The 21,229-nt window shown below is 70.0% G+C and carries 19 protein-coding genes and 1 tRNA gene; 14 read left to right on the forward strand and 6 right to left on the reverse strand.

The window, feature by feature from the left end; all coding sequences use genetic code 11:
• Positions 1-7: 7 nt before the first annotated feature.
• The 4 genes from WFG93_RS11285 (at position 8) to WFG93_RS11300 (ending at position 4,348) form a co-directional block, all read left to right on the forward strand.
• Entirely contained in the window at positions 8-1,480 is a 1,473-nt protein-coding gene (locus WFG93_RS11285; protein ID WP_336646438.1) for a malate:quinone oxidoreductase, read from the forward strand.
• A 10-nt stretch (positions 1,481-1,490) separates the two neighbouring features.
• On the forward strand, positions 1,491-2,120 hold the full coding sequence (locus WFG93_RS11290; protein WP_336646439.1) for a thymidine kinase: 630 nt from the start codon (positions 1,491-1,493) through the stop codon (positions 2,118-2,120).
• Positions 2,121-2,346: 226 nt separating this feature from the next.
• A complete protein-coding gene (locus WFG93_RS11295; RefSeq protein WP_336646440.1) occupies positions 2,347-3,066 on the forward strand; it encodes a FadR/GntR family transcriptional regulator in 720 nt (239 codons plus the stop codon).
• Positions 3,067-3,091: 25 nt separating this feature from the next.
• On the forward strand, positions 3,092-4,348 hold the full coding sequence (locus WFG93_RS11300; protein ID WP_336646441.1) for an alpha-hydroxy acid oxidase: 1,257 nt from the start codon (positions 3,092-3,094) through the stop codon (positions 4,346-4,348).
• A 110-nt stretch (positions 4,349-4,458) separates the two neighbouring features.
• Here the strand turns inward: WFG93_RS11300 and WFG93_RS11305 are convergent, their stop codons facing one another.
• The 4 genes from WFG93_RS11305 to WFG93_RS11320 all read right to left on the reverse strand — a co-directional run bounded on the left by WFG93_RS11305 (position 4,459) and on the right by WFG93_RS11320 (position 8,971).
• On the reverse strand, positions 4,459-5,232 hold the full coding sequence (locus tag WFG93_RS11305) for an HAD-IIB family hydrolase (protein ID WP_336646442.1): 774 nt from the start codon (positions 5,230-5,232) through the stop codon (positions 4,459-4,461).
• 70 nt (positions 5,233-5,302) lie between these two features.
• Positions 5,303-5,376: transfer RNA gene (locus WFG93_RS11310), tRNA-Pro, on the reverse strand.
• Between the two features lie 83 nt (positions 5,377-5,459).
• A complete protein-coding gene (locus WFG93_RS11315) occupies positions 5,460-6,344 on the reverse strand; it encodes a metallophosphoesterase (RefSeq protein WP_336646527.1) in 885 nt (294 codons plus the stop codon).
• A 41-nt stretch (positions 6,345-6,385) separates the two neighbouring features.
• Positions 6,386-8,971, reverse strand: coding sequence for a transglycosylase domain-containing protein (locus WFG93_RS11320; protein WP_336646443.1), 2,586 nt, complete (start codon positions 8,969-8,971; stop codon positions 6,386-6,388).
• A 78-nt stretch (positions 8,972-9,049) separates the two neighbouring features.
• Between WFG93_RS11320 and WFG93_RS11325 the strand changes: the two genes are divergently transcribed.
• Positions 9,050-9,274, forward strand: coding sequence for a hypothetical protein (locus WFG93_RS11325; RefSeq protein WP_336646444.1), 225 nt, complete (start codon positions 9,050-9,052; stop codon positions 9,272-9,274).
• Positions 9,271-9,729: a RidA family protein gene (locus WFG93_RS11330; protein WP_336646445.1), complete on the forward strand. Its 459-nt coding sequence runs from the start codon at positions 9,271-9,273 to the stop codon at positions 9,727-9,729. Before WFG93_RS11325 ends, WFG93_RS11330 begins: the two co-directional genes overlap by 4 nt.
• Before the next feature lie 9 nt (positions 9,730-9,738).
• Here WFG93_RS11330 and WFG93_RS11335 read toward each other — a convergent pair whose 3' ends face one another.
• Both WFG93_RS11335 and acs read right to left on the reverse strand, forming a co-directional pair.
• The gene (locus WFG93_RS11335) at positions 9,739-10,815 is read right to left on the reverse strand and encodes an ECF transporter S component (RefSeq protein ID WP_336646446.1); all 1,077 of its coding nucleotides are present in this window, start codon (positions 10,813-10,815) and stop codon (positions 9,739-9,741) included.
• A 438-nt stretch (positions 10,816-11,253) separates the two neighbouring features.
• The gene (gene acs, locus WFG93_RS11340; protein ID WP_336646447.1) at positions 11,254-13,221 is read right to left on the reverse strand and encodes an acetate--CoA ligase; all 1,968 of its coding nucleotides are present in this window, start codon (positions 13,219-13,221) and stop codon (positions 11,254-11,256) included.
• 362 nt (positions 13,222-13,583) lie between these two features.
• On the opposite strand from acs, the gene WFG93_RS11345 reads away from it, so the two are divergent.
• From WFG93_RS11345 to WFG93_RS11380, 8 genes are all read left to right on the forward strand, one after another.
• On the forward strand, positions 13,584-14,597 hold the full coding sequence (locus WFG93_RS11345; protein WP_336646448.1) for a TadA family conjugal transfer-associated ATPase: 1,014 nt from the start codon (positions 13,584-13,586) through the stop codon (positions 14,595-14,597).
• On the forward strand, positions 14,591-15,490 hold the full coding sequence (locus tag WFG93_RS11350) for a type II secretion system F family protein (protein WP_336646449.1): 900 nt from the start codon (positions 14,591-14,593) through the stop codon (positions 15,488-15,490). Before WFG93_RS11345 ends, WFG93_RS11350 begins: the two co-directional genes overlap by 7 nt.
• 45 nt (positions 15,491-15,535) lie before the next feature.
• Positions 15,536-15,748 (forward strand): DUF4244 domain-containing protein, encoded by a 213-nt coding sequence (locus WFG93_RS11355; RefSeq protein WP_336646450.1) that lies wholly within the window; start codon positions 15,536-15,538, stop codon positions 15,746-15,748.
• The gene (locus tag WFG93_RS11360; RefSeq protein ID WP_336646451.1) at positions 15,748-16,098 is read left to right on the forward strand and encodes a TadE family type IV pilus minor pilin; all 351 of its coding nucleotides are present in this window, start codon (positions 15,748-15,750) and stop codon (positions 16,096-16,098) included. Before WFG93_RS11355 ends, WFG93_RS11360 begins: the two co-directional genes overlap by 1 nt.
• A gap of 1 nt (position 16,099) precedes the next feature.
• The gene (locus tag WFG93_RS11365; protein WP_336646452.1) at positions 16,100-16,426 is read left to right on the forward strand and encodes an Rv3654c family TadE-like protein; all 327 of its coding nucleotides are present in this window, start codon (positions 16,100-16,102) and stop codon (positions 16,424-16,426) included.
• Between the two features lie 115 nt (positions 16,427-16,541).
• Positions 16,542-19,403, forward strand: a complete 2,862-nt coding sequence (topA, locus tag WFG93_RS11370) for a type I DNA topoisomerase (RefSeq protein WP_336646453.1) — start codon at positions 16,542-16,544, stop codon at positions 19,401-19,403.
• Positions 19,400-20,026 carry a dTMP kinase gene (gene tmk, locus WFG93_RS11375; RefSeq protein ID WP_336646454.1) on the forward strand — a complete coding sequence of 209 codons (627 nt, stop codon included), beginning with the start codon at positions 19,400-19,402 and terminating at the stop codon, positions 20,024-20,026. Before topA ends, tmk begins: the two co-directional genes overlap by 4 nt.
• A 35-nt stretch (positions 20,027-20,061) precedes the next feature.
• Positions 20,062-21,222: a DNA polymerase III subunit delta' gene (locus WFG93_RS11380; protein ID WP_336646455.1), complete on the forward strand. Its 1,161-nt coding sequence runs from the start codon at positions 20,062-20,064 to the stop codon at positions 21,220-21,222.
• Positions 21,223-21,229: the final 7 nt, after the last annotated feature.

Raw genomic sequence — 21,229 nt, forward strand, 5'->3', positions numbered from 1 at the left:
TGTTCGGGTGACTGAAACCGTCGATGTCGTTCTGATCGGTGGGGGCATCATGTCCGCCACGCTGGGTACGCTGCTGCACGAACTGCAGCCGGACTGGAAGATCGTCGCCTACGAGCGACTCAGCGACGTCGCCGAGGAGAGCTCCAACCCGTGGAACAACGCGGGCACCGGACACGCCGCGCTGTGCGAGCTGAACTACATGCCGCAGGGCAAGGACGGCTCGCTCGATCCCGCCAAGGCGATCTCGATCAACGAGCAGTTCCAGCAGAGCCGCGAGTTCTGGTCGACGCTGGTGGAGCGCGGTGTGCTGGACGGACCGTCCACGTTCATCAACTCCGTGCCGCACATGACCTTCGTACGCGGGGAGAAGGACGTCGCCTTCCTCAAGGCGCGCTACGGGGTGCTCAAGCAGCAGCCGCTGTTCGAGGGCATCGAGTACAGCGAGGACTCGCGCGTCATCAACAAGTGGGCGCCCCTGCTGATGCAGAAGCGCCGCAAGGGTGAGCCTTTCGCCGCGACGCGGGTTCCCTCCGGCACCGATGTGGACTTCGGCTCGCTGACCCGGCAGTTGTTCGGGCATCTCGCCGCCTCCGGCGTCCAGGTGCGCACGAACCACGAGGTGCGCAGCCTCAAGCGACAGGACGACGGCAGCTGGCTCGTGAAGTACCGTCACGTGATCGGGCGCACCCCGGGACAGGTGAAGGCGCGCTTCGTGTTCGTCGGCGCCGGCGGATGGGCGCTGAAGCTGCTGCAGAACAGCGGCATCCCCGAGATCAAGGGCTACGGCGTCTTCCCGATCGGCGGGCAGTGGCTGAAGACGACCGATCCGAAGCTCGTCTCGCAGCACCAGGCGAAGGTGTACTCGCAGGCGGCCATCGGCGCACCGCCGATGTCGGTGCCGCACCTGGACACCCGCGTGGTCGGCGGCGAGAAGTCGCTCATGTTCGGGCCGTTCGCGACGTTCAGCCCCAAGTTCCTCAAGCACGGGTCGATGCTCGACATCATCACCCAGGTGCGCCCGCACAACCTGTGGCCCATGCTGCGCGTCGCCTTCGCGAACCCCGATCTCATCACCTACCTCATCAGCGAGCTGCTCAAGAGCCACGGCAAGAAGGTCGACAATCTGCGCACCTTCGTGCCTACCGCGCACGACGAGGACTGGGAGCTCATCCAGGCCGGCCAGCGCGCGCAGGTCATGAAGAAGGACCCCCAGAAGGGCGGCGTGCTGCAGTTCGGCACCGAGGTCGTCGCCGCCGAGGACGGCAGCATCGCCGGTCTGCTCGGCGCGTCCCCGGGCGCATCCACCGCCGTGCCGATCATGCTCGGACTGCTCAAGCGCTGCTTCCCCGAGCAGTACCCGGACTGGGAGGGCCCGCTGAAGGAGCTCATCCCCACCATGGGGCACCGGCTCAACGACGATGTCGCTGCGGCCGAGAAGTCGATGAGCGCGACGGCATCCGTCCTCTCGCTCACGGCCTGAGCACGCGACCGTGGCGAAGCTGTACTTCCGCTACGGCGCGATGAACTCCGGCAAGTCCACGGCGCTGCTGCAGGCGGCGTACAACTACGAGGAGCGCGGTCAGCAGGTGCTGCTGGCCAAACCCGCGATCGACACGAAGGGCGCCTCCCAGATCGAGAGCCGGCTGGGGATGACCCGCGAGGTCGACTTCCTCATCGGACCGGACGACGACGCCAGGGCGCTCTTCGCACAGGAGCGCGAGCGGGTGCGTGCCCAGCCCGCCGAGGAGCTGCTGCCCGCGGGGCCCAGGGATGTCGCCTGCCTGCTCGTCGACGAGGCGCAGTTCCTCACCGCCGAGCAGATCGACGACCTGTTCCGGATCGCGGTGCTAGACGGCATCCCGGTGATGGCCTACGGCATCCGCAACGACTTCCGCACACATGCGTTTCCCGGTTCGGCGCGGCTGCTCGCGATCGCGCACACGCTCGAGGAGCTCAAGACGATCTGCCGGTGCGGCCGCAAGGCGGTCTTCAACGGGCGTCTGGCCGACGGGCGGTTCGTGTTCGCCGGTTCGCAGGTGGCGATCGACGGAGCCGAGGTGACCTACGAGTCCCTCTGCGGCAACTGCTACCTCGCCGAGTCCGCCGGGGCCCTGGGCTGACGCCGACCCCGCCCCGTGCCTGGGGGGTCAAAAAACGCCGCATGCCACCCCGCGCACCCGACACTTCCTGACCCCACTCTCGCCGCCCGCGGGGGAGGGGGGTCAAAAAGTGTCGAGTGGGTGCGCTCCCATGCGGCACTTATTGACCCCTCTGGACTCGGAGGGATGCGGTGCTTGCGTGGTCTGACCACAGGGAATATGCTGTGGTCAGACCACAGGAGGACGGATGCCGGCCACGACCGCCAGCCCGCGCGCGTGGCGCACCGTGCTCGAGCGCATCGAGAGCGATCTGCTCGAGGGCCGACTGCGCCCGGGGGAGCGACTGCCCTCCGAGCGCGACCTCGCGACAGAGCTCGGCGTGGGGCGTTCCAGCGTGCGTGAGGCGCTGCGTGTGCTCGAGGTCATGGGGCTCATCCGCACTGCTGCCGGGTCCGGTCCCCAGGCAGGCGCGATCGTCGTCGCCACCCCTGACGGAGGCATGTCCACGCTGCTGCGCCTGCAGGTCGCCGCGCAGGGCTTCCCGCTCGCCGATGTCGTGCAGACCCGCATCGTGCTCGAGGATGCCGTGGTCGCGCGGCTGAGCGCAGACGCCGACCGCGACCTCGACGCCGTGCACGCGCTGCTGGCGGCGATGGGCGCCGACCAGCTGCCCGCCGCCGACTTCCTCGCCCTGGATGCCGGGCTGCACTACGCGCTCGCCGAAGCGTCGGGCAACACGGTGATCTGCGCGATGATGGCCGGCCTGCGCACCGCGATCGAGTCCTACGTGCGCGCCGGCGCGGACCGGATCGAGGACTGGGATGCCATGGCGACCCGTCTGCGCGCGGAGCATCACGCCATCGTCGACGCGATCGAGGCCGGCGACACCGCCGCAGCGCGCGCCCTTGTGCGCACCCATATCACCGACTACTACACCGCGGCCGGGCTCGTGCCTGCCGAACATTGATCCGAGAACCGAGAGGACAACGCTGATGGTCACCCGCCAGCTGCCCAAGCCCGCCGAGCTCTTCGAGCTCATGCAGTTCAAGAAGCCCGTGCTCGACGGGCGCAGACGCCGCCTCGACGCAGCGCTCACCATCGACGACCTGCGCCGCATCGCCAAGCGGCGCACACCGAAGGCGGCGTTCGACTACACCGACGGCGCCGCGGAGGGCGAGCTGTCGCTCGCGCGGGCGCGACAGGCGTTCCAGGACGTCGAGTTCCACCCCGGCATCCTCCGGCCTGCACCCGACGTCGACACCACGGTCGAGATCCTCGGCGGTCCGGCCGCGCTTCCGTTCGGCATCGCCCCGACCGGCTTCACACGGCTGATGCAGACCGAGGGAGAGATCGCCGGTGCCGGTGCGGCGGCCGCCGCCGGCATCCCGTTCACCCTGTCCACCCTGGGCACCACATCCATCGAGAGCGTGAAGCAGGCGAGCCTGCAGGAGCCGCACCCGCCGGTTCCCCCACGCAACTGGTTCCAGCTGTACGTCATGCGCGACCGCGAGATCTCGTACGAGCTGACCCGTCGGGCGGCGGCGGCTGGATTCGACACGCTGCACTTCACCGTGGACACGCCGGTGGCAGGTGCGCGGCTGCGCGACAAGCGCAACGGCTTCAGCATCCCTCCGCAGCTCACGCTCGGCACGATCATCAACGCCATTCCGCGTCCGTGGTGGTGGTTCGACTTCCTCACCACACCCAAGCTCGAGTTCGCCTCGCTGAGCACCACGGGTGGCACGGTGGGAGAGCTGCTGGATGCCGCGATGGACCCGACCATCAGCTACGACGACCTCGCGGTGATCCGTGAGCTGTGGCCGGGCAAGATCGTGGTCAAGGGTGTGCAGAGCGTGGCGGATTCGCTGCAGCTGCGGGATGCCGGCGTGGACGGCATCGTGCTCTCCAACCACGGTGGCCGCCAGCTCGACCGTGCGCCGATCCCGTTCCACCTGCTGCCCGAGGTGCGCAAGGCGGTGGGGGAGGACTTCACCGTGATGGTCGACACCGGCATCATGAACGGCGCCGACATCGTGGCATCCGTCGCGCTCGGCGCGGACTTCACGCTCATCGGCCGTGCGTACCTGTACGGGCTGATGGCGGGTGGACGTGCAGGTGTCGACCGCACAATCGAGATCCTGCGCAGCGAGATCGAGCGGACCATGCGCCTGCTCGGGGTGGCCACCCTGGCAGAGCTCGAGCCGGCGCACGTCACGCAGCTGACCCGCTTGGCGCCGCTGCCGCGCTGACCGGTGCCCGCACCGCCCGCACGAGGGGTCAGAAAATGCCGCATGCGACCCTGCGCATGCGGCATTTTCTGACCCCCCTCGGCGTCACATGAGGGGGGGGAGGGGGGCAGTCAGCGCGAGACGGGGGCGGGCAGCTGCGCGATCAGCGCGTCGAGCTTCGCGGCCGTGTCCTCCCAGCCCTCCACCGCCACCGAGGGCACGCCGAGCGCGAGGACGGGGTAGTCGTTGCCGCCCTCGTCGAGTCGATCGCCGTAGAAGAGCATGTCGACCAGCGCGATGCCGGTGTGCTCGACGAGCTTCTGCATCCCGTACGCCTTATCGATCCCGGCGCGGGTGATGTCGATCGAGGTGGAACCGCCCGAGCGCACTTCCAGACCGGGCAGGCGCGGAGCCACCGCGTCGCGCAGCGCTGCTCGTCGCTCGCCGGTCGGATCCCAGGAGTGCTTCGCGTCGCGCGGTGCCTGCTGCCCCAACGCGGAGAAGGTGATCTGCGATCCCCGGTCCTCGAGGATGTCACCCCACGGCTGCACCTCCCACAGGCCCAGCCGCTCGGCCTCTTCGCGCAGCGCGGTCAGAGCGGCGTGCTTCTCCTCTGCGGTGAGGTCGTGCGAGTAGACCGCGGTGTAGCCCTCGCCGTCGTAGCGCAGGTAGCGGGTGCCGCAGGTCGGCAGCAGGTGCAGGCGGGCCTGCTCATCGGCGCTCAGCGCGGGCAGGCGGGCGATGACCTGACTGCGGAACTGCTGCTCGTTTCCGCCCGAGATGATCGCCACCTCCACGCGGCGCAGCAGCTGACCGAGCAGGTCGGCGATGCGGTCGTCGATCTGGCCCTTGGAGGGCGCGAGGGTGTCGTCGAGGTCGAAGGCGACCAGGCGAGGATGCGTCATGATGACTACAGCCTATTCCTCTCCTCATGCGAGAAGGGATCCGCCCAGGCGGATCCCTTCTCGTGTGCTGTCGGGGTGACAGGATTTGAACCTGCGGCCTCTTCGTCCCGAACGAAGCGCGCTACCAAGCTGCGCCACACCCCGTGATTGCAACCGTTCAAGTCTACATGCCCGCGGCGCTGTCGACGAATCGACGCAGACGACTCGACGACCTCCGCGCGCACGGCTCAGCGAGGCGTCAGCGTCAGCAGTGTCGCCTCGGGGCGGCAGGCGAAGCGCACCGGCGCGTAGATGGAATGCCCGCACCCGGCGCTCACGTTCAGCGGCACGCTGCGGCCGCCGTGCGACCACGCGCTCAGACCCTTCGCCTGCTTCAGCGGGATGTCGCAGTTGGCGACGAGCGCGCCGATACCCGGCAAGCACACCTGCCCGCCGTGCGTGTGTCCGGCGAAGATCGCGTCAGCACCCTGGTCGATGAAGGTGTCCAGCACGCGTCGGTACGGCGCGTGCGTCACCGCGATGCGCGACGTCCCGGGCGCGGGGTCGCCGAGCGCCCCGAGCGCGTCGGGGATCGCGCCCAGGTCGTCCCAGTCGCGATGGGCGTCGTCGACTCCGAAGAAGTCGACGCTGTTGCCGACCACGTCCAGTCGGACGGCGGCGTTGTTCAGACCGTGCCACCCGACCTCGTCGGTGAAGAAGCGGTCCATGGCTGCCGTGTCGAGCATCTCCGGCTCGCGGTGCCCCTCTGAAGGCCCGGTGAAGTACTTCAGCGGGTTGCGTGGTGTCGGTGCCAGGACGTCGTTCGAGCCGTGCACGAAGACGCCGGGGATGCCGGCGAGCGGCGCGAACGCCCGGCGGATGCCGGCCAGACCGTCACGGTGGCCGAGGTTGTCGCCGGTGTTGACGATGAGATCAGGCTCGAGCGCGGCGAGGGATGCCAGCCAGTCCTGCTTGCGGTGCTGCCACGGAGCCATGTGGGCGTCGGAGACATGCAGGACGCGCACCGCCGCGCTGCCCGGCGCCAGCGCGGCGACCGTGGCCTGACGGACGGTGAACAGGTAGCGCTCGATGCCGATACCCCAGACCGCAGTTCCGACGCCGACGGCCCCCATCGCGCCGAGCGCGATGAGGGCCGACCGCCTGGTGCGGGCGCTCAATCTTCCTTGTCCTCGCACGTGAGCGTGATGGTCGCTCCCGCCGGTTCCTTCGCGGATGCCGCCGGGTCCTGCTTGGTGACCTTGGCGCCGCCCTTGCAGCCGTCCGCCTTGACTGCGAAGCCGGCATCCTCGAGCTTCTTCTTCGCCTGCGAGTACTTCGCACCGACGACCTTGGGCACCGCGGATCCCGGCGGCTGGCCCGTGCTGGGAAGCAGGGTCACCGTCGTGCCGCCGGGGACGCGGCCGGCCCCCGGCCGCTGCTCGGCGACCAGACCCTTGCCGAGCGTGCTGTCGACGGGAGAGCCCACGTTGACCGAGAACCCGGCGTTGCGCAGGATGCCGGTCGCCTCGTCCACGGACCTGCCGGTCACGTCGGGGAGATCCTTCAGCACATTGCGGGTCAGGTTCCGGTCCGGCTCGGGGAACCGGTCTCCGCCGTACGCCATGTTGGCCGCGTGCTGGATCGCGCGGGCGAGCGGGTAGCGGATGTCGTTGAGGCGATAGCCGTTGGCCCAGAAGTTGCTCAGGGGCTCACGACCGTTGACGTTGCCGACCCAGACGGCCGTCGTCACGTTCGTGCTCGACTCGACGAGCATCGTGTGCTCCTTCTCCGCGGTTCCGGTCTTGCCGATCACGGGGGTGCCGTCATACGGATTCGCTCCGGCGCCTGTACCGCCCTCCATCACGCCACGCAGCGCGTACGCCGCGGTCGCCGCGACCTCGGGCGAGATCACCTGAGTGCAGCTGGTCTTGGGCGGCGCCATCTCCTTGCCGTCCTGACCGATGATCTTGTCGATCACGCGAGGCTCGCAGTATTTGCCGCCGTTCGCCACGGTCGCGTACGCGCCCGCCATCTGGATCGGGGCGATGCTCTTCGAGCCGAGCACGGTGGGGAACGGGTCGTTCGGGGCGTTGCCGTCCTTGGTGACATCTCCGCCGTTGCCGTAGTGGACGCCCAGACGCTTCGCCATCTTGTTGATGTCGCAGAGGTCCAGCTGCTGCGCCATGGCGAGGAAGCCGGTGTTCAGCGACTGCGCCGTGAAGCGGCGCACCGTGCTGACCGAGCCGGCGCCGTCGCGGAAGTTCCCGATGGGCTCATCTTTGAATCGCACAGTCTCGCCGCAGCGCGTGAAGGGATTGAAGATCCGCTTGCGCCCATCGAGCACCTCGTTGACAGAGTGCCCCTTCTCGAGCCAGTCCAGCAGGGTGAACAGTTTGTAGGTCGAGCCGGTCTCGAAGCCGGTGCCCCCACCGTGGTCGGCATCCGCGGCGAAGACCTGCGCGCTCTGGCCGTTCGCGATCTTCGCATCCGCTGACTCGTTGAACTGGGTGTTCTGGGTGATCGCGAGGACGCGTCCGGTGCTGGCCTCGATCGACACTCCGGCGCCGCCGACGAGGATGCCCTCGAGCGTAGGCGGCACGCGTTCGTGCATCGCCTGAACGGCCGGACCCTGTACCCGCATGTCGAGCGAGGTGTAGATCTCCATGCCGCCGCGGCGCAGCTTCTCCAGCCGCTTCTCGGGGGTCGCGCCGAAGGCCTCGTCCGCCTCGATCACCGACTTGACGTACTGGCAGAAGTACGCGTTCCCGCCGCTGGCGGCGCAGTCCTGATCCGAGCGGTGGATGGACGGCGAGACCGGCGCGGCCAGCGATTCCTCCAGCTGCGCCTTCGTGATCTGGCCGTTGGTGAACATGCGATTGAGCACGTAGTCGCGGCGGTCCTTGGTGTCGGCGTAGCCGTCCTCCTTGGAGTTGTGCGCGACGCCGTCCTTGTCCGTCCAGGATCCGCCTTCGCGGTCGATCCGGTAGGTGTTGGGGTTCTGCACGATACCGGCGAGGGTGGCCGCCTGTACGAGGGTGACGTTCTTCGCCGTGGTGCCGAAGTAGTAGTTGGCGGCGGCCTCGATGCCGTACGTCTGGCCGCCGAAGTTCGCGATGTTCAGGTAGCCGAGCAGGATGTCGTTCTTGGAGTAGTCCTTCTCGATCTGCAGGGCGTAGCGCATCTCCTGCAGCTTGCGCTCGATGCCCTGAGAGCCCTTGGCCTCGGTCGCCTCGACCCAGCACTTGCGCAACTGCTCCTGGTAGTCCTCGTCGGTGACCGAGGCCTCCTTCTCGCACTCCTGGATCAGCACGTTCTTCACGAACTGCTGGCTGATCGTCGAGGCGCCGCGCGACGAGGTGCCGCGCAGGTTGTCGATGACGGCCTTGACAGTGGCGCCGAGGTTGACGCCGCCGTGTGAATAGAAGTTCTTGTCCTCACTGGAGAGGATCGCGTCGTACATCAGCGGGGAGACCTGATCGAAGGTCACGGGCACCCGGTTCTGGTCGAAGAACTTCGCCAGCTGGAAGGGCTTGCCGTCCTCGCCCGTGCCGTAGATCGTCGTCGGCTCCATGGGCGCACCCGGCGTCAGGCTGTTCGGAAGATTGTCGAACAGCGAGACCGCCTGGGAGCCGGTGACACCGGCGACCGCGATGGCAGGGGTGACCGCGGCAGTGACCAGCACACCGGCGACAGCGCTGAGCCCGACCAGGCCGAGCAGGCCGCCGAGCACACCCTTCAGCGTGCGTTTCGTTTGAGGCATACGCTGATGTTAAGGGATTTCCCTGAACAGAAACCTCGACGCGGCGTCGCGCCGCTCGTCACGACGCACAGGAGTGCCATGACCACGTGGGAGTATCTGACCACGCCGCTGCTGATCCACAACACCGCGGCGATCCTGAACAACTGGGGCAAGCAGGGCTGGGAGCTGGTGCAGGTGATCCAGGGCCCCGAGGGCGGCCTGGTCGCCTACTTCAAGCGCCCGGTCACCCAGGACGCCACGACCAACTCCGGTCTGGCGGCAGCGGCCGAGGCCTCCCGCCAGTTCGAAGGAGGCGCGCAGTGAGCATCGCCGCCCGCCTCGCCGAGCTCGGCATCGAGTTGCCCCCGGTCGCCGCGCCGGTCGCTGCGTACGTCCCGGCGGTCGTGCACGGCGGGCTGGTGTACACCTCGGGTCAGCTGCCGTTCGTTGCGGGTGATCTGCCCGCCGTCGGCAAGGTGGGAGCGGAGGTGGGTGCCGCGGATGCCAAGGACTACGCCCGCACCTGTGCGCTGAACGCCCTGGCCGCGGCCGCGGACGCCGTCGGCGGGGTCGACCGGCTCGCCGGCGTGCTGCGGGTCGGCGGCTTCGTGGCATCCGATCCTGGCTTCACCGGTCAGCCGGGCGTCGTCAACGGCGCCAGCGAAGTGCTCGGTGAGATCTTCGGCGACGCAGGCAGGCACGCTCGTGCCGCGGTGGGCGTCGCTTCGCTGCCGTTGGACGCGCCGGTGGAGGTCGAAGCGGTCTTCATCCTGGCCTGAGCGCCATGCTCAGCGTCCGGACGGCCGGGCGGGCCCCGGAGCAGCTGCGGATCGCAGCAGCGCCGGGGCTTTCGCATGCGATGCGACCGCGAAGTGCAGCGGCGTGAGCAGCCGCGCCAGTGCGAGTCCGGCGAGGGCGGCGACGAGCTTGTCGACGATGGAGGCGGGCAGGTTGGCGAGCAGCACCGCGCCCCATAGCCCATCGCTGCCGCGCAGCATCGCGATGTATCCGTCGAGCCCGTGCCCCGATGCGCCGTCGTACAGCAGCACGTGGATGGGAAGCGAGACCAGCGTGCAGACGAGGCCGGCCAGAGCGCCGAGCAGCAGGAACCGGGGAACCGTGCGTGCGAAGGTGCGCATCCCGTACCCCCACACCAGCGCCCCCGCGACGTTCACCAGCGCGAAGGGGATGCCCTCCGGCGCCGCGGTGAACGCGCCGAGCGCGTTCGTGCCGACCCCGACCAGAGCACCACACCACGGTCCGAGAAGGAAGGCTGCGGTCGCGGTGCCCGCCATGTCGAAGAACAGCGGCAGATGCAGTCGGGCGACGAAGGCTCCGCCGAACAGATTGAAGCCGACGCAGCCGACGAGCACGACGACCACGAACGCGACGTGCAGGGCGTGCGTGCTCGCCGTCGCTTCGGGCACGCCGTGATCGCTGTCCGAGTCCTGTCCGGCGGCGGGGGATGCGAGCTCTGACTCGGGAGCGGTTCCCGCTGCGCTGCGATGCGAGGAGTCCGCGCGTCGCGCGGCGAGACACCGGTCCCGCCAGTGCGTCGCCTGCCCTTCGTCGCAGCCCAGCGCCAGTGCGATCTCCCGCACGAGCTCGGCGTTGAGGCGCTGCCGTCCGGGCTGGAACGCGTCGAAGACCGTCGAACGCGCCACTCGGGCAGAGCCGGGGGAGTGGCCCTCCGCCGCACGACGGGCGCCGATGCGTGTGGCGATCTCCGCGTAGGAGACGCCGGTATCGAGGCGCAGCTCCTGCAGGCCGCGCACCACGGCGTCCAGCGCGGGCCGCATGACGTCCCCGGGTCGCGCGACCTCGTCGCGTCCCGCCTGAAGATCTTTCTGATCGTCCGATCCCACGCCGCTCATTCCCCTCCCCGGCTTCGCTCATCGTAGCCTTCCCGCTCCGCGAGGCCCTCGCCCCGGCGGATGGGACGCAGCTGAGGCGACGCCGTCCGGGGCCGTCCGGGCGGCTGTACGGGTTTGTCCGGGAATGCCCGTCCGGAGGCCGCCGCGCGTACGATCGTGACAGTCTCGAAGAGCGGGCCGGGCGCGCAGTGCGAACGCCGGTGGACGAGGCGCACGGGATGCCGGCAGGGGAGGGCTGCCGGTCGCTCGTGCCGGGTTCCGGCCGGACGCATCGCAGCGTCGCATCGATCACGGCGCTCTTCGGGGACGCCGCCGTGGTCGGAGCGCTCGATGTCCAGGACGCGAAACCGCGCGCCGCACGCCCCGCATACGCGGCAAGGGCGGGCCCCTCGGGGGAGGAGCCCGCCCTTGCCGCAGCCGACGCCGGCGCTACTTGACCTGGCTCGAGATGGTGCTCATCACCATCGTGTCGGCGAGGGTCGTGGTGTCGCCGACCTCGCGCCCTTCCGCGACGTCCCGCAGCAGCCGGCGCATGATCTTGCCGGAGCGCGTCTTGGGCAGCTCGCCGACGATGTACACGTCGCGGGGGCGCGCGATCGGACCGATCTGCTCGCCGACCCATCCGCGCAGCAGCGTTGCGAGCCCTTCAGGCGAATGCGATTCGAGATAGCTCTGCTTGATGATCACGAAGGCGACCACCGCCTGTCCGGTGGTCTCGTCCGACGCGCCGACGACCGCTGCCTCCGCCGTCGCCTCGTGCGCCACCAGTGACGATTCGATCTCCGTCGTCGACAGGCGGTGACCCGAGACGTTCATCACGTCATCGACACGGCCCAGCAGCCACAGGTCGCCGTCCTCGTCGAGGCGGGCGCCGTCGCCGGCGAAGTAGTAGCCCTTGTCGTGGAACTTCTCCCAGTACGTCTCGGTGAAGCGCTCCGGGTCTCCCCAGATGCCGCGCAGCATGGCCGGCCACGGCTCGGTGATCACCAGCAGGCCGCCGTTTCCGTTGCCGACCTCGTTGCCCTCGTCATCGACGACGTCGATCGAGATGCCGGGGATCGGCACCTGCGCCGAGCCGGGCTTGGCCGAGGTGATGCCGGGCAGCGGCGAGACCATGATGGCGCCGGTCTCGGTCTGCCACCAGGTATCGACGATCGGCGTGCGGTCGGCGCCGATCACCTCGCGGTACCACATCCACGCCTCGGGGTTGATGGGCTCGCCCACCGAACCCAGCAGGCGCAGGCTCGACAGGTCGAACTTCTGCGGCACCTGCCGGCCGATCTTCATGAACGAGCGGATCGCGGTGGGCGCCGTGTAGAAGATGGTCACCCCGTACTTCTCGATCAGCTCCCACCAGCGTCCGGGGTGCGGCGAGTCCGGCGTGCCCTCGAACAGCACCTGCGTGGCGCCGTTGGCGAGCGGACCGTAGGTGACGTAGCTGTGCCCGGTCACCCAGCCGATGTCGGCCGTGCACCAGAAGACGTCGGTCTCGGGATGCAGGTCGAAGACGTACTTGTGGGTGTATGCGGCCTGCGTCAGGTAGCCGCCGGAGGTGTGCAGGATGCCCTTGGGCTTACCGGTCGTGCCCGAGGTGTACAGGATGAACAGCGGGTTCTCGGCGGGGAACGCCTGCGCCTCGTGCTCGGCGGATGCACCGGGAACGGCGTCGTGCCACCAGATGTCGCGCTCGTCGTTCCACTCCACGTCGTTGCCGCCGCGCTGGACCACGAGCACGTGCTCCACGGTCTCCTGATCGCCCTGCCCGCGGTCGCTCAGTGCCTGGTCGACCGCGGGCTTGAGCGCCGAGACCTTGCCCTTGCGATATCCGCCGTCGGCGGTGATGACGACCTTCGCGCCGGCGTCGTCGATGCGCGAGCGGAGGCTGTCGGCGCTGAAGCCGCCGAAGACCACCGAGTGGATGGCGCCCAGCCGTGCGACGGCCAGCATGGAGACGACGGCCTCGGGGATCATCGGCAGGTAGATGGCCACGCGATCGCCCTGGCCCACCCCGAGATCCGCGAGCACGTTGGCGGTGCGCTTGACCTCGTCGGTCAGCTCTGCGTAAGTGATGCGCCGCTCGTCGCCCGGCTCGCCCTCCCAGAGCAGGGCCACCCGGTCGCCGTTGCCCGCCTCGACGTGACGGTCCAGGCAGTTGTACGCCACATTGAGCTCGCCGTCGTCGAACCACTTCGCGAAGGGCGGGTTGGTCCAGTCGAGCACGCGGGTGAACGGCTTGTGCCAGTGCACGCTCTCACGTGCCTGCTCGGCCCAGAACTGCTCGCGGTCAGCGGCGGCGCGCTCATAGAGAGCCGGGTCGTCGATCGACTGCGCGACGAACTCATCCGAGGGGGGGAATCGCCGGGATTCGTCGAGAAGGTGATCGATCTGGCTGCTCATGCACTCGCTCCTTTGCGCGGGTCCGGGGGATCGTGTCGAGGCACGACCATGACACGGGGGAATCTAATCGCGCCTCCGGTCGAAGCCTACTGTCGAAAGTCAGTACCCCGATGGGGTTTGCCGTCGGTGCGAACCGTGCATACACTGACCTCAGCCGATTTCGATACGGCTTTGCGCGCCCACTCCCTCCCCCGACGTGGGCGGCGCGTGGGCGGCACCTCATTCCCCCCGTGAGGTGCCGCCCGTCCGTCTCCCGGGCGAGATGCTGTTCCTTCTGCACACCGAGCGTGTGGGCATCGGCTCTGCACAGCGACTGCGGTTCGCCCGCGTGGGGGTGCGGAGCCGGGTCTAGCGTCGGCGGCATGGCAGATCCGTTCGTGCTCCGACCGCGTGGCACCGTGCCCGGCGCCGGCAGTGAAGTGCAGGCGGATGCTGCGCCGACGAAGGTGGATCCGGCGTTCGCCGCGCTCGCCGAGTACATGGCCGATGCTCGGGTGACCGACCTGTTCGTCAACGGGACGAGCGGGCTGTTCCTCGATCGCGGCGATGGCGCGCGCCCGGTGCGCGAGTGGCACGCATCCGAGCGCGAAGTGCGAGATCTCGCCGTCGCGCTGATCGCCGCCGGAGGACGTCACCTCGATGATCAGTCCCCCTGCGTCGACGTCCGGTTGGACTCCGGCATCCGAGTGCACGCGGTACTGGCCCCGGTCGCGACGACGGGCACGTCGCTGTCGATCCGCGTGCCGCGCGTGCTCGGCGCGGATCTCGCCGCGCTCGCCGCGACGGGGACCTTCACGGCACCACAGCAGGTCTGGCTCGAGCAGCTGGTGCGCGACCGGGCCAACGTGCTGATCACCGGCGGCACCGGCACCGGCAAGACCACTCTGCTCGCCGCGCTGCTCTCGCATGTCGCCCCCACCGAGCGCATCGTCACCATCGAGGACGTCGCCGAGCTGCGCCCGCGGCATCCGCACCACGTCTCGCTGGAGGCGCGGCAGGCCAACCTCGAGGGTGCCGGCCGGATCACCCTCGCGATGCTCGTGCGGGAGTCGCTGCGGATGCGGCCGGATCGGCTCGTGGTCGGCGAGTGCCGCGGCGAGGAGGTGCGCGAGCTGCTCACCGCCCTGAACACCGGCCACGACGGCGGCGCGGGGACGCTGCACGCGAGCGGACTGGCCGACGTGCCGGCGCGCATGGAGGCCCTCGGGGCGCTGGCGGGCATGGATGCCATCGCGCTCGCGCGTCAGGTGGTCAGCGCGTTCACGATCGTGCTGCATCTCGAGCGCGGCGCCGACGGCATCCGGCGCATCGCGCACGCCGGCCGCTTCGCTCTCGCCGACGAGCGGCTGCGCATCCAGGGGGTGCGGCCGTGGTGATCGGCCGGCGACGCGCGTCCGCGCCCGCGGGGAGCTCGGACGCGGGGCGGGCGGTACGCACCCTGGCCGTGCTGCTGCAGGCCGGTGCCCGACCCGCCACCGCGTGGCGACACCTCGCCGATACCGGCGACGCCGTCGCTGTCCGCGTCGTCGCGCGATTGGACGCCGGTGCAGAGCTGGTGGGCGCGATCGATGCGGAGGCGGGCGTCTGGTCGGATGTGGCGGCGGCCTGGGAGGTCGCGACGATCGTCGGCGCGCCGCTGGCCGAGGTGCTCCGGGCGCTCAGCGAGTCGCTGCAGGATGCCGCGGCCGCAGCCGACGACGTGCGCATCGCCCTCGCCGAGCCCGCCGGCACGGCGCGGCTGCTGCTCTGGTTGCCGTTCGCGGGGCTGCTGCTCGGCCTCGCCCTGGGATTCGACACCGTCGGCGTGCTGTTCACTCACCCGTTCGGCATCACCTGCGTAGCGCTCGGCACGTCACTCGTACTCGTCGCCCGATGGTGGACTGCGCGCATGGTGCGCGCCGCCCAGCCCGCCTCCGGTACGCCCGGCATCCATGCCGAGCTGGTCGCCGTCGCGCTCGCCGGCGGTGTCGGCATACCGCGGGCGCTGCGGCTCGTCGAGCACAGTCCCGCCGACCTCGGCGCCGATCGGGACGCGACGGATGCCGTGCTCGAGCTGTCGCGCTCGGCGGGAGTGCCTGCGGGCGAGCTGCTGCGCGCATCCGCCGCCCAGCAGCGGCACGAGGCGCGGGTGCGTGGGCGCGTGCGGGCGGCTCGACTGTCGTCCCGACTGCTGCTCCCACTGGGCGCGTGCACCCTCCCGGCGTTCCTGCTGCTCGGCGTCGCACCCCTCATGTTGAGCGTGCTCGACTCGACACCGCTGCCGATCTGAACCACGGGGCGACCGTCGCCTCGCACTGAGAGAAGAAGGAACATCATGACCGCATCCAGAACCGACCCTCTACCCGAGCTGACCCGGCGGCGCGCGGCGGCGCTGTTCACCGACGAGTCGGGAGCCGCCACCGCCGAGTACGCCATCACGACGATGGCCGCCGTGGCCTTCGCGGGACTGCTGGTGGTGATCATGCGCTCGAGTGAGGTGCGCGGTATCCTCACCGACCTGGTGCGCCGCGCGCTCACCGTCGGCTGATGGCTCACCCGCGCGGGATGGGCGGCGACCGCGGCTCGGTCGCCGCCGAGCTTGCGGTCGCGCTGCCCGCCGCACTCCTGGCGGCCCTTCTCGGAGTCGGCGCGCTCGCCGCGGCGGCCGCGCAGGTGTCGCTGCAGGACGCCGCCGCGGATGCCGCGCGTCTGCTCGGACGGGGCGAGAGCCCGGCCCGCGCGGCCGGTGCGGTGACCTCGGCCGTCGACGGAGCCGTCTTCTCCGCGCACACGTCGGGTGAGACGGTCTGCGTGACCGCCGCGCTCGACATGCGCATCGGCCGCGTCATCTCGGTCCCGCTGCGCGCGTCCAGCTGCGCCCTCGCGGGAGGGCGGTGACATGAGCGGCACGGCCCTCGCCGCCGGGCTGCTCGCCGTCACCGCCACGCTCTCCGTCGGGCTCGCGGCCGTGGGCGGTGCGGCCGTCACCGCCCAGCGCGCCGCCGGGGCCGCGGATGCCGCCGCCCTGGCCGCCGCCGACGCGGCATCCGGCGCGGTGCCCTCGGCGCTGGACCCCTGCGCGCTCGCCACGCACGTCGCGGCGGCATCCGGTGCGCGCCTCGCCGCCTGCCGTGTCGACGGCATGACGGCGACGGTCGAGGTCAGATCCGCGTACGCTGGATTGGTCGCCGTCGCCCGCGCCCGTGCGGGCCCCCCGAGCACGTAGACGCGCGGAACCCTCCGCGCCGCCCCGCGTCCGCTGCAGACGATGCCGTGCCGGCATCTCTCGGCACACGCCTGGATAGCGGTGTGTATGGTGTGCTTCGAAGAAAGGACGCCCCTTGGCACAAGGCAAGAAGCTCGTCATCGTCGAGTCCCCGACGAAGATGAGGTCGATCCAGGGATACCTCGGCGACGGCTACGAGGTGCTCAGCTCGGTGGGTCACATCCGCGACCTCGCCGACAAGAAGGACATCCCCGCCGACGACAAGAAGGCATACGGGAAGTACTCGATCGACGTCGAGAACGACTTCGACCCCTACTACGTGGTGTCCGATCGCAAGACCAAGACGGTCGCCGAGCTGCGCCGTGCGCTCAAGAGCGCCGACGAGGTGCTGCTCGCGACGGATGAGGACCGCGAGGGCGAGGCGATCGCCTGGCATCTGCTCGAGACCCTCAAGCCCAAGGTCCCCGTCAAGCGGATGGTCTTCCACGAGATCACCAAGGACGCCATCCAGGCTGCCGTCGGCAACACCCGCGAGCTCGACCTCGCGCTCGTCGACGCGCAGGAGACGCGCCGCATCCTCGACCGCCTGTACGGCTGGGACGTCTCGCCCGTGCTCTGGTACAAGGTCAAGTCCGGCCTGTCGGCCGGCCGTGTCCAGTCGGCGGCGACCCGCATGGTGGTCGAGCGCGAGCGCGAGCGCATGGCGTTCGTCTCTGCCGAGTACTGGGACGTCGAGGCGCAGGCATCCGCTTCGGCGGGCACAGCGACCGCGTTCGGCGTGCGTCTCGTGCGCGTCGACGGCGGTCAGCTCGCCCGGGGCACGGACTTCGACGACGCCGGAAAACTGAAGAAGGCCGTCGTCGTGCTCTCCGAGGCCGATGCGCAGGCACTCGCCGCCGCGGTGGATGCCGCCGGCACCGCGAACGTCACGAAGGTCGAGGCGAAGCCGGGCACCCGCAGCCCCTATGCACCCTTCACCACGTCCACGCTGCAGCAGGAGGCCGGCCGCAAGCTCTCGATGAGCGCCAAGCAGGCGATGAGCGTCGCCCAGCGGCTCTACGAGAAGGGGTACATCACCTATATGCGCACCGACTCGGTCGCGCTGAGCACTCAGGCTATCCAGGCCGCACGCAGTCAGGCCGTCGCCCTCTACGGCGACTCCGCCGTGCCGCTGAAGCCGCGCGTCTACAAGTCGAAGAGCAAGAACGCGCAGGAGGCGCACGAGGCGATCCGCCCGTCGGGGGAGACCTTCCGCACGCCGGCATCCGTCGCCTCCAGCCTCGACCGCGAGGAGCAGCGCCTGTACGACCTGATCTGGAAGCGCACCGTCGCCAGCCAGATGTCGGATGCCAAGTACGAGACCACCACCGTCACCCTCGAGACCCAGGCCGACGGCAAGCGCGTCGAGTTCACGGCATCCGGAACCGTCTACACCTTCAAGGGCTTCCTGGAGGCGTACGAGGAGGGCCGCGACGAGAAGCGCAACGCGCAGGACTCCTCGGCCGACCAGTCGCTGCCCGCCGTCGCCGTGGGCGACGAGCTGCGCATGGGCGATGCGACCGCGAAGGGGCACCGCACCACACCGAAGCCGCGCTATACCGAGGCATCGCTGGTGAAGGCACTGGAGGAGCACGGCATCGGCCGGCCCTCGACCTTCGCGAGCATCATCGGCACCGTCATCGACCGCGGATACGCGACCAAGCGCGGGCAGGCGCTCGTGCCGACCTGGCTCGCGTTCAGCGTGGTGCGCCTGCTCGAGCAGCACTTCGCCGACCTCATCGACTACGACTTCACCGCGGCGCTCGAGGACGACCTCGATGCGATCGCCCGCGGCGAGCAGAACCGCGTGGAATGGCTGAAGTCGTTCTACTACGGCTCCGAGAACCAGGTGGGCCTGCGACAGGTCGTCGACAACCTGGGCGAGATCGACGCGCGGGCACTGAACTCCACCCGCATAACCGACGACGCGACCCTGCGCTTCGGCAAGTACGGTCCCTACCTCGAGGTCGTCGATCCGGCGAACGCGGACGAGAAGCCGCGCATCGTCAACGTGCCCGAAGACCTGGCGCCCGACGAGCTCACCGCTGAGAAGGCGCGCGAGCTGATCGATGCGCCGGTGGCCGGCGACCGCGTGCTCGGCGAGAACCCCGAGAACGGCAAAATCGTCGTCGTCAAGGACGGCCGGTTCGGGCCGTACGTGCAGGAGAACGATCCGGCCTCCGACGACGACGTCGTCGATGAGGCGACGGGCGAAGTCCTTCGACAGGCTCAGGAGCCCGGTGCGAAGGGCAAGAAGAAGACGAAGAAGGATGCCGCGCCCAAACCGCGCACGGCATCGCTGTTCCAGTCGATGTCGGTCGACACGATCGACCTCGCCACCGCCCTGCAGCTGCTGAGCCTGCCGCGGGTGGTGGGCGCCGACCCGACCACGGGCGAGGAGATCACGGCGCAGAACGGCCGCTTCGGGCCGTACCTGAAGAAGGGCACCGATTCGCGATCGCTGGAGAGCGAGGCGCAGATCTTCGACGTGACCCTCGAGCAGGCGCTCGAGCTGTACGCGCAGCCGAAGTACGGCGGGCGCAAGGCATCCAGCGCGCTGAAGGAGTTCGAGGCCGACCCCGTCAGCGGCAAGCCGATCCGCATCCGCGACGGCCGCTTCGGCGCCTACGTCACCGACGGTGAGACCAACGTCACGATCCCGCGCGGTCAGACGCCCGACGATGTGACCTTCGAGATCGCCGTGCAGATGCTCGCCGACAAGCGCGCCAAGGGGCCCGCGCCCAAGCGCGGCAAGAAGGCACCGGCGAAGACGGCAGCGAAGGCTCCCGCGAAGAAGACGGCGCCGAAGGCTCCTGCCAAGAAGGCCGCCGCGAAGCCGAAGACCGATGCCGAGAAGGCCGCGGCGCGCTCGGTGGCAGCCAAGAAGGCCGCCGCCACCCGGGCCGCCAACGCCGCGAAGAAGAAGTCCGGCTCGTGACCGTCGCCGCCGGCCGGTGGATCACTCTCGAGGGCGGCGACGGGTCGGGCAAGAGCACTCAGGCCGCTCTGCTCACCGAGTGGCTGGAGGAGAGCGGCCGCACGGCGCTGCGCACACGCGAGCCCGGCGGCTCGGAGGTCGGCCGGCTGATCCGCGACATCGTGCTGCACCATCGCGGGGAGATCGCGCCGCGCGCGGAGGCGCTGCTGTACGCCGCCGACCGTGCGCACCACGTCGCCACCGTGGTGCGGCCGGCGCTGGAGCGCGGCGACATCGTCGTCCAGGACCGCTACCTCGACTCCTCGGTCGCCTACCAGGGCGCCGGACGCGTGCTCGATGCCACCGAGGTGCGTGACCTCTCGCTGTGGGCGACCCAGGGCGCACTGCCCGATCTGACCGTGCTGCTCGACCTCGACCCGTCCACCGCGCGCAGACGACTGGACGCCGACGACAAGCCCTTCGACCGGCTCGAGGCCGAGAAGGAGGACTTCCACGCCCGCGTACGCCGCGCCTTCCTGCAGCTCGCCGCCGCGGAGCCGCAGCGATTCCTGGTGGTGGATGCCGGCGCCGACGCGGACGACATCGCCGTGCTCATCCGCGCCCGCGTGGCGCTGCTGCTCTGAGCGTCGATGTCGCCGCCCCGATTAGGCTGGACGCCATGACCGCCCCCGTGACGACCGCTGAATTCCCGTGGTCGGACGTGTGGGGTCAGGATGCCGCGGTGCAGACGCTGCGTCACGCCGCACAGGATCCGGCGTCGCTGTCGCACGCATGGCTCATCACCGGCCCGCCCGGATCGGGACGGTCGACCCTGGCCTACGCGTTCGCGGCGGCGCTGATCGCCGACGACCCCACCGACGAGGCCACGATGCGGCAGGTGCTCGCGCGCACGCATCCCGACCTCACCGCGCTGCGCACCGACAAGGTGATCATCACGATCGCCGAGGCGCGCACGCTCGTCGAGCGCTCGTACTTCGCGCCCTCGGCAGGGCGCTACCGGGTGCTCGTGGTGGAGGACGCCGACCGCATGGTCGAGCGCACCTCGAACGTGCTGCTCAAGGCTCTCGAGGAGCCACCGGAGCGCACGGTCTGGGTGCTCTGCGCGCCCAGTGAGGCCGACCTGCTGCCCACCATCCGCTCCCGCGTACGCGCGCTGCGCCTGCGCGAGCCGGATGCCGAGGATGTCGCCGGACTCATCGCCCGCCGGACCGGGGCCGACGAGGTCATCGCCGAGCAGGCGGCCCGGCACGCCCAGCGGCACATCGGCATGGCGCAGCGCCTGGCCGGCGACGAATCGGCGCGTCGTCGGCGCGACGACACGCTGCGTGCCGTGCTGGGGGTGCGCGGGGTGAGCACGGCTGTCGAGGTCGCAGGGCGCATCTTGCAGGCGGCGACCGAGGACGCCAAGACGCTCACCGCCGAGCGTGACGCCGCCGAGCGCGCCTCGCTGCTGCGCACCGTCGGCATCGCCGAGGGACAGGCGGTGCCCCCGGCGCTGCGCGCGCAGATCTCCGCCCTCGAGGACGAGCAGAAGAAGCGGGCCACCCGCAGTCTGCGCGACGGCATCGATCGTGTGCTCACCGACCTGCAGTCGCTGTACCGCGATGTCGTCATGCTGCAGTTCGGCCAGGGTGAGGCCCTCATCAACCGCGAGCTGCGTGCCGAGCTCGACCAGCTCGCCGCCGCGTGGACCGTCGAGCGCACGATCATCGTGCTCGACGCCATCGCCACCACCCGCGAGAGCCTCGAGCGCAACGTCGCTCCGCTGCTCGCGCTCGAGAGCCTGCTCATCACCGTCTCCAGCGGAAGGACACCGTGAACCTTCG

The organism is Microbacterium sp. USHLN186, from assembly GCF_037145155.1.
Lineage (GTDB): Bacteria > Actinomycetota > Actinomycetes > Actinomycetales > Microbacteriaceae > Microbacterium.

Bases quoted from the DNA above. Each gene is read 5' to 3' on its own strand.
- WFG93_RS11295 (WP_336646440.1), top strand. From the start codon at position 2,347: ATGCCGGCCACGACCGCCAGCCCGCGCGCGTGGCGCACCGTGCTCGAG.
- WFG93_RS11300 (WP_336646441.1), top strand. From the start codon at position 3,092: ATGGTCACCCGCCAGCTGCCCAAGCCCGCCGAGCTCTTCGAGCTCATG.
- WFG93_RS11305 (WP_336646442.1), bottom strand. From the start codon at position 5,232: ATGACGCATCCTCGCCTGGTCGCCTTCGACCTCGACGACACCCTCGCG.
- WFG93_RS11315 (WP_336646527.1), bottom strand. From the start codon at position 6,344: ATGGGGGCCGTCGGCGTCGGAACTGCGGTCTGGGGTATCGGCATCGAG.
- WFG93_RS11320 (WP_336646443.1), bottom strand. From the start codon at position 8,971: ATGCCTCAAACGAAACGCACGCTGAAGGGTGTGCTCGGCGGCCTGCTC.
- WFG93_RS11325 (WP_336646444.1), top strand. From the start codon at position 9,050: ATGACCACGTGGGAGTATCTGACCACGCCGCTGCTGATCCACAACACC.
- acs (WP_336646447.1), bottom strand. From the start codon at position 13,221: ATGAGCAGCCAGATCGATCACCTTCTCGACGAATCCCGGCGATTCCCC.
- WFG93_RS11345 (WP_336646448.1), top strand. From the start codon at position 13,584: ATGGCAGATCCGTTCGTGCTCCGACCGCGTGGCACCGTGCCCGGCGCC.
- WFG93_RS11355 (WP_336646450.1), top strand. From the start codon at position 15,536: ATGACCGCATCCAGAACCGACCCTCTACCCGAGCTGACCCGGCGGCGC.
- WFG93_RS11360 (WP_336646451.1), top strand. From the start codon at position 15,748: ATGGCTCACCCGCGCGGGATGGGCGGCGACCGCGGCTCGGTCGCCGCC.
- WFG93_RS11365 (WP_336646452.1), top strand. From the start codon at position 16,100: ATGAGCGGCACGGCCCTCGCCGCCGGGCTGCTCGCCGTCACCGCCACG.
- WFG93_RS11380 (WP_336646455.1), top strand. From the start codon at position 20,062: ATGACCGCCCCCGTGACGACCGCTGAATTCCCGTGGTCGGACGTGTGG.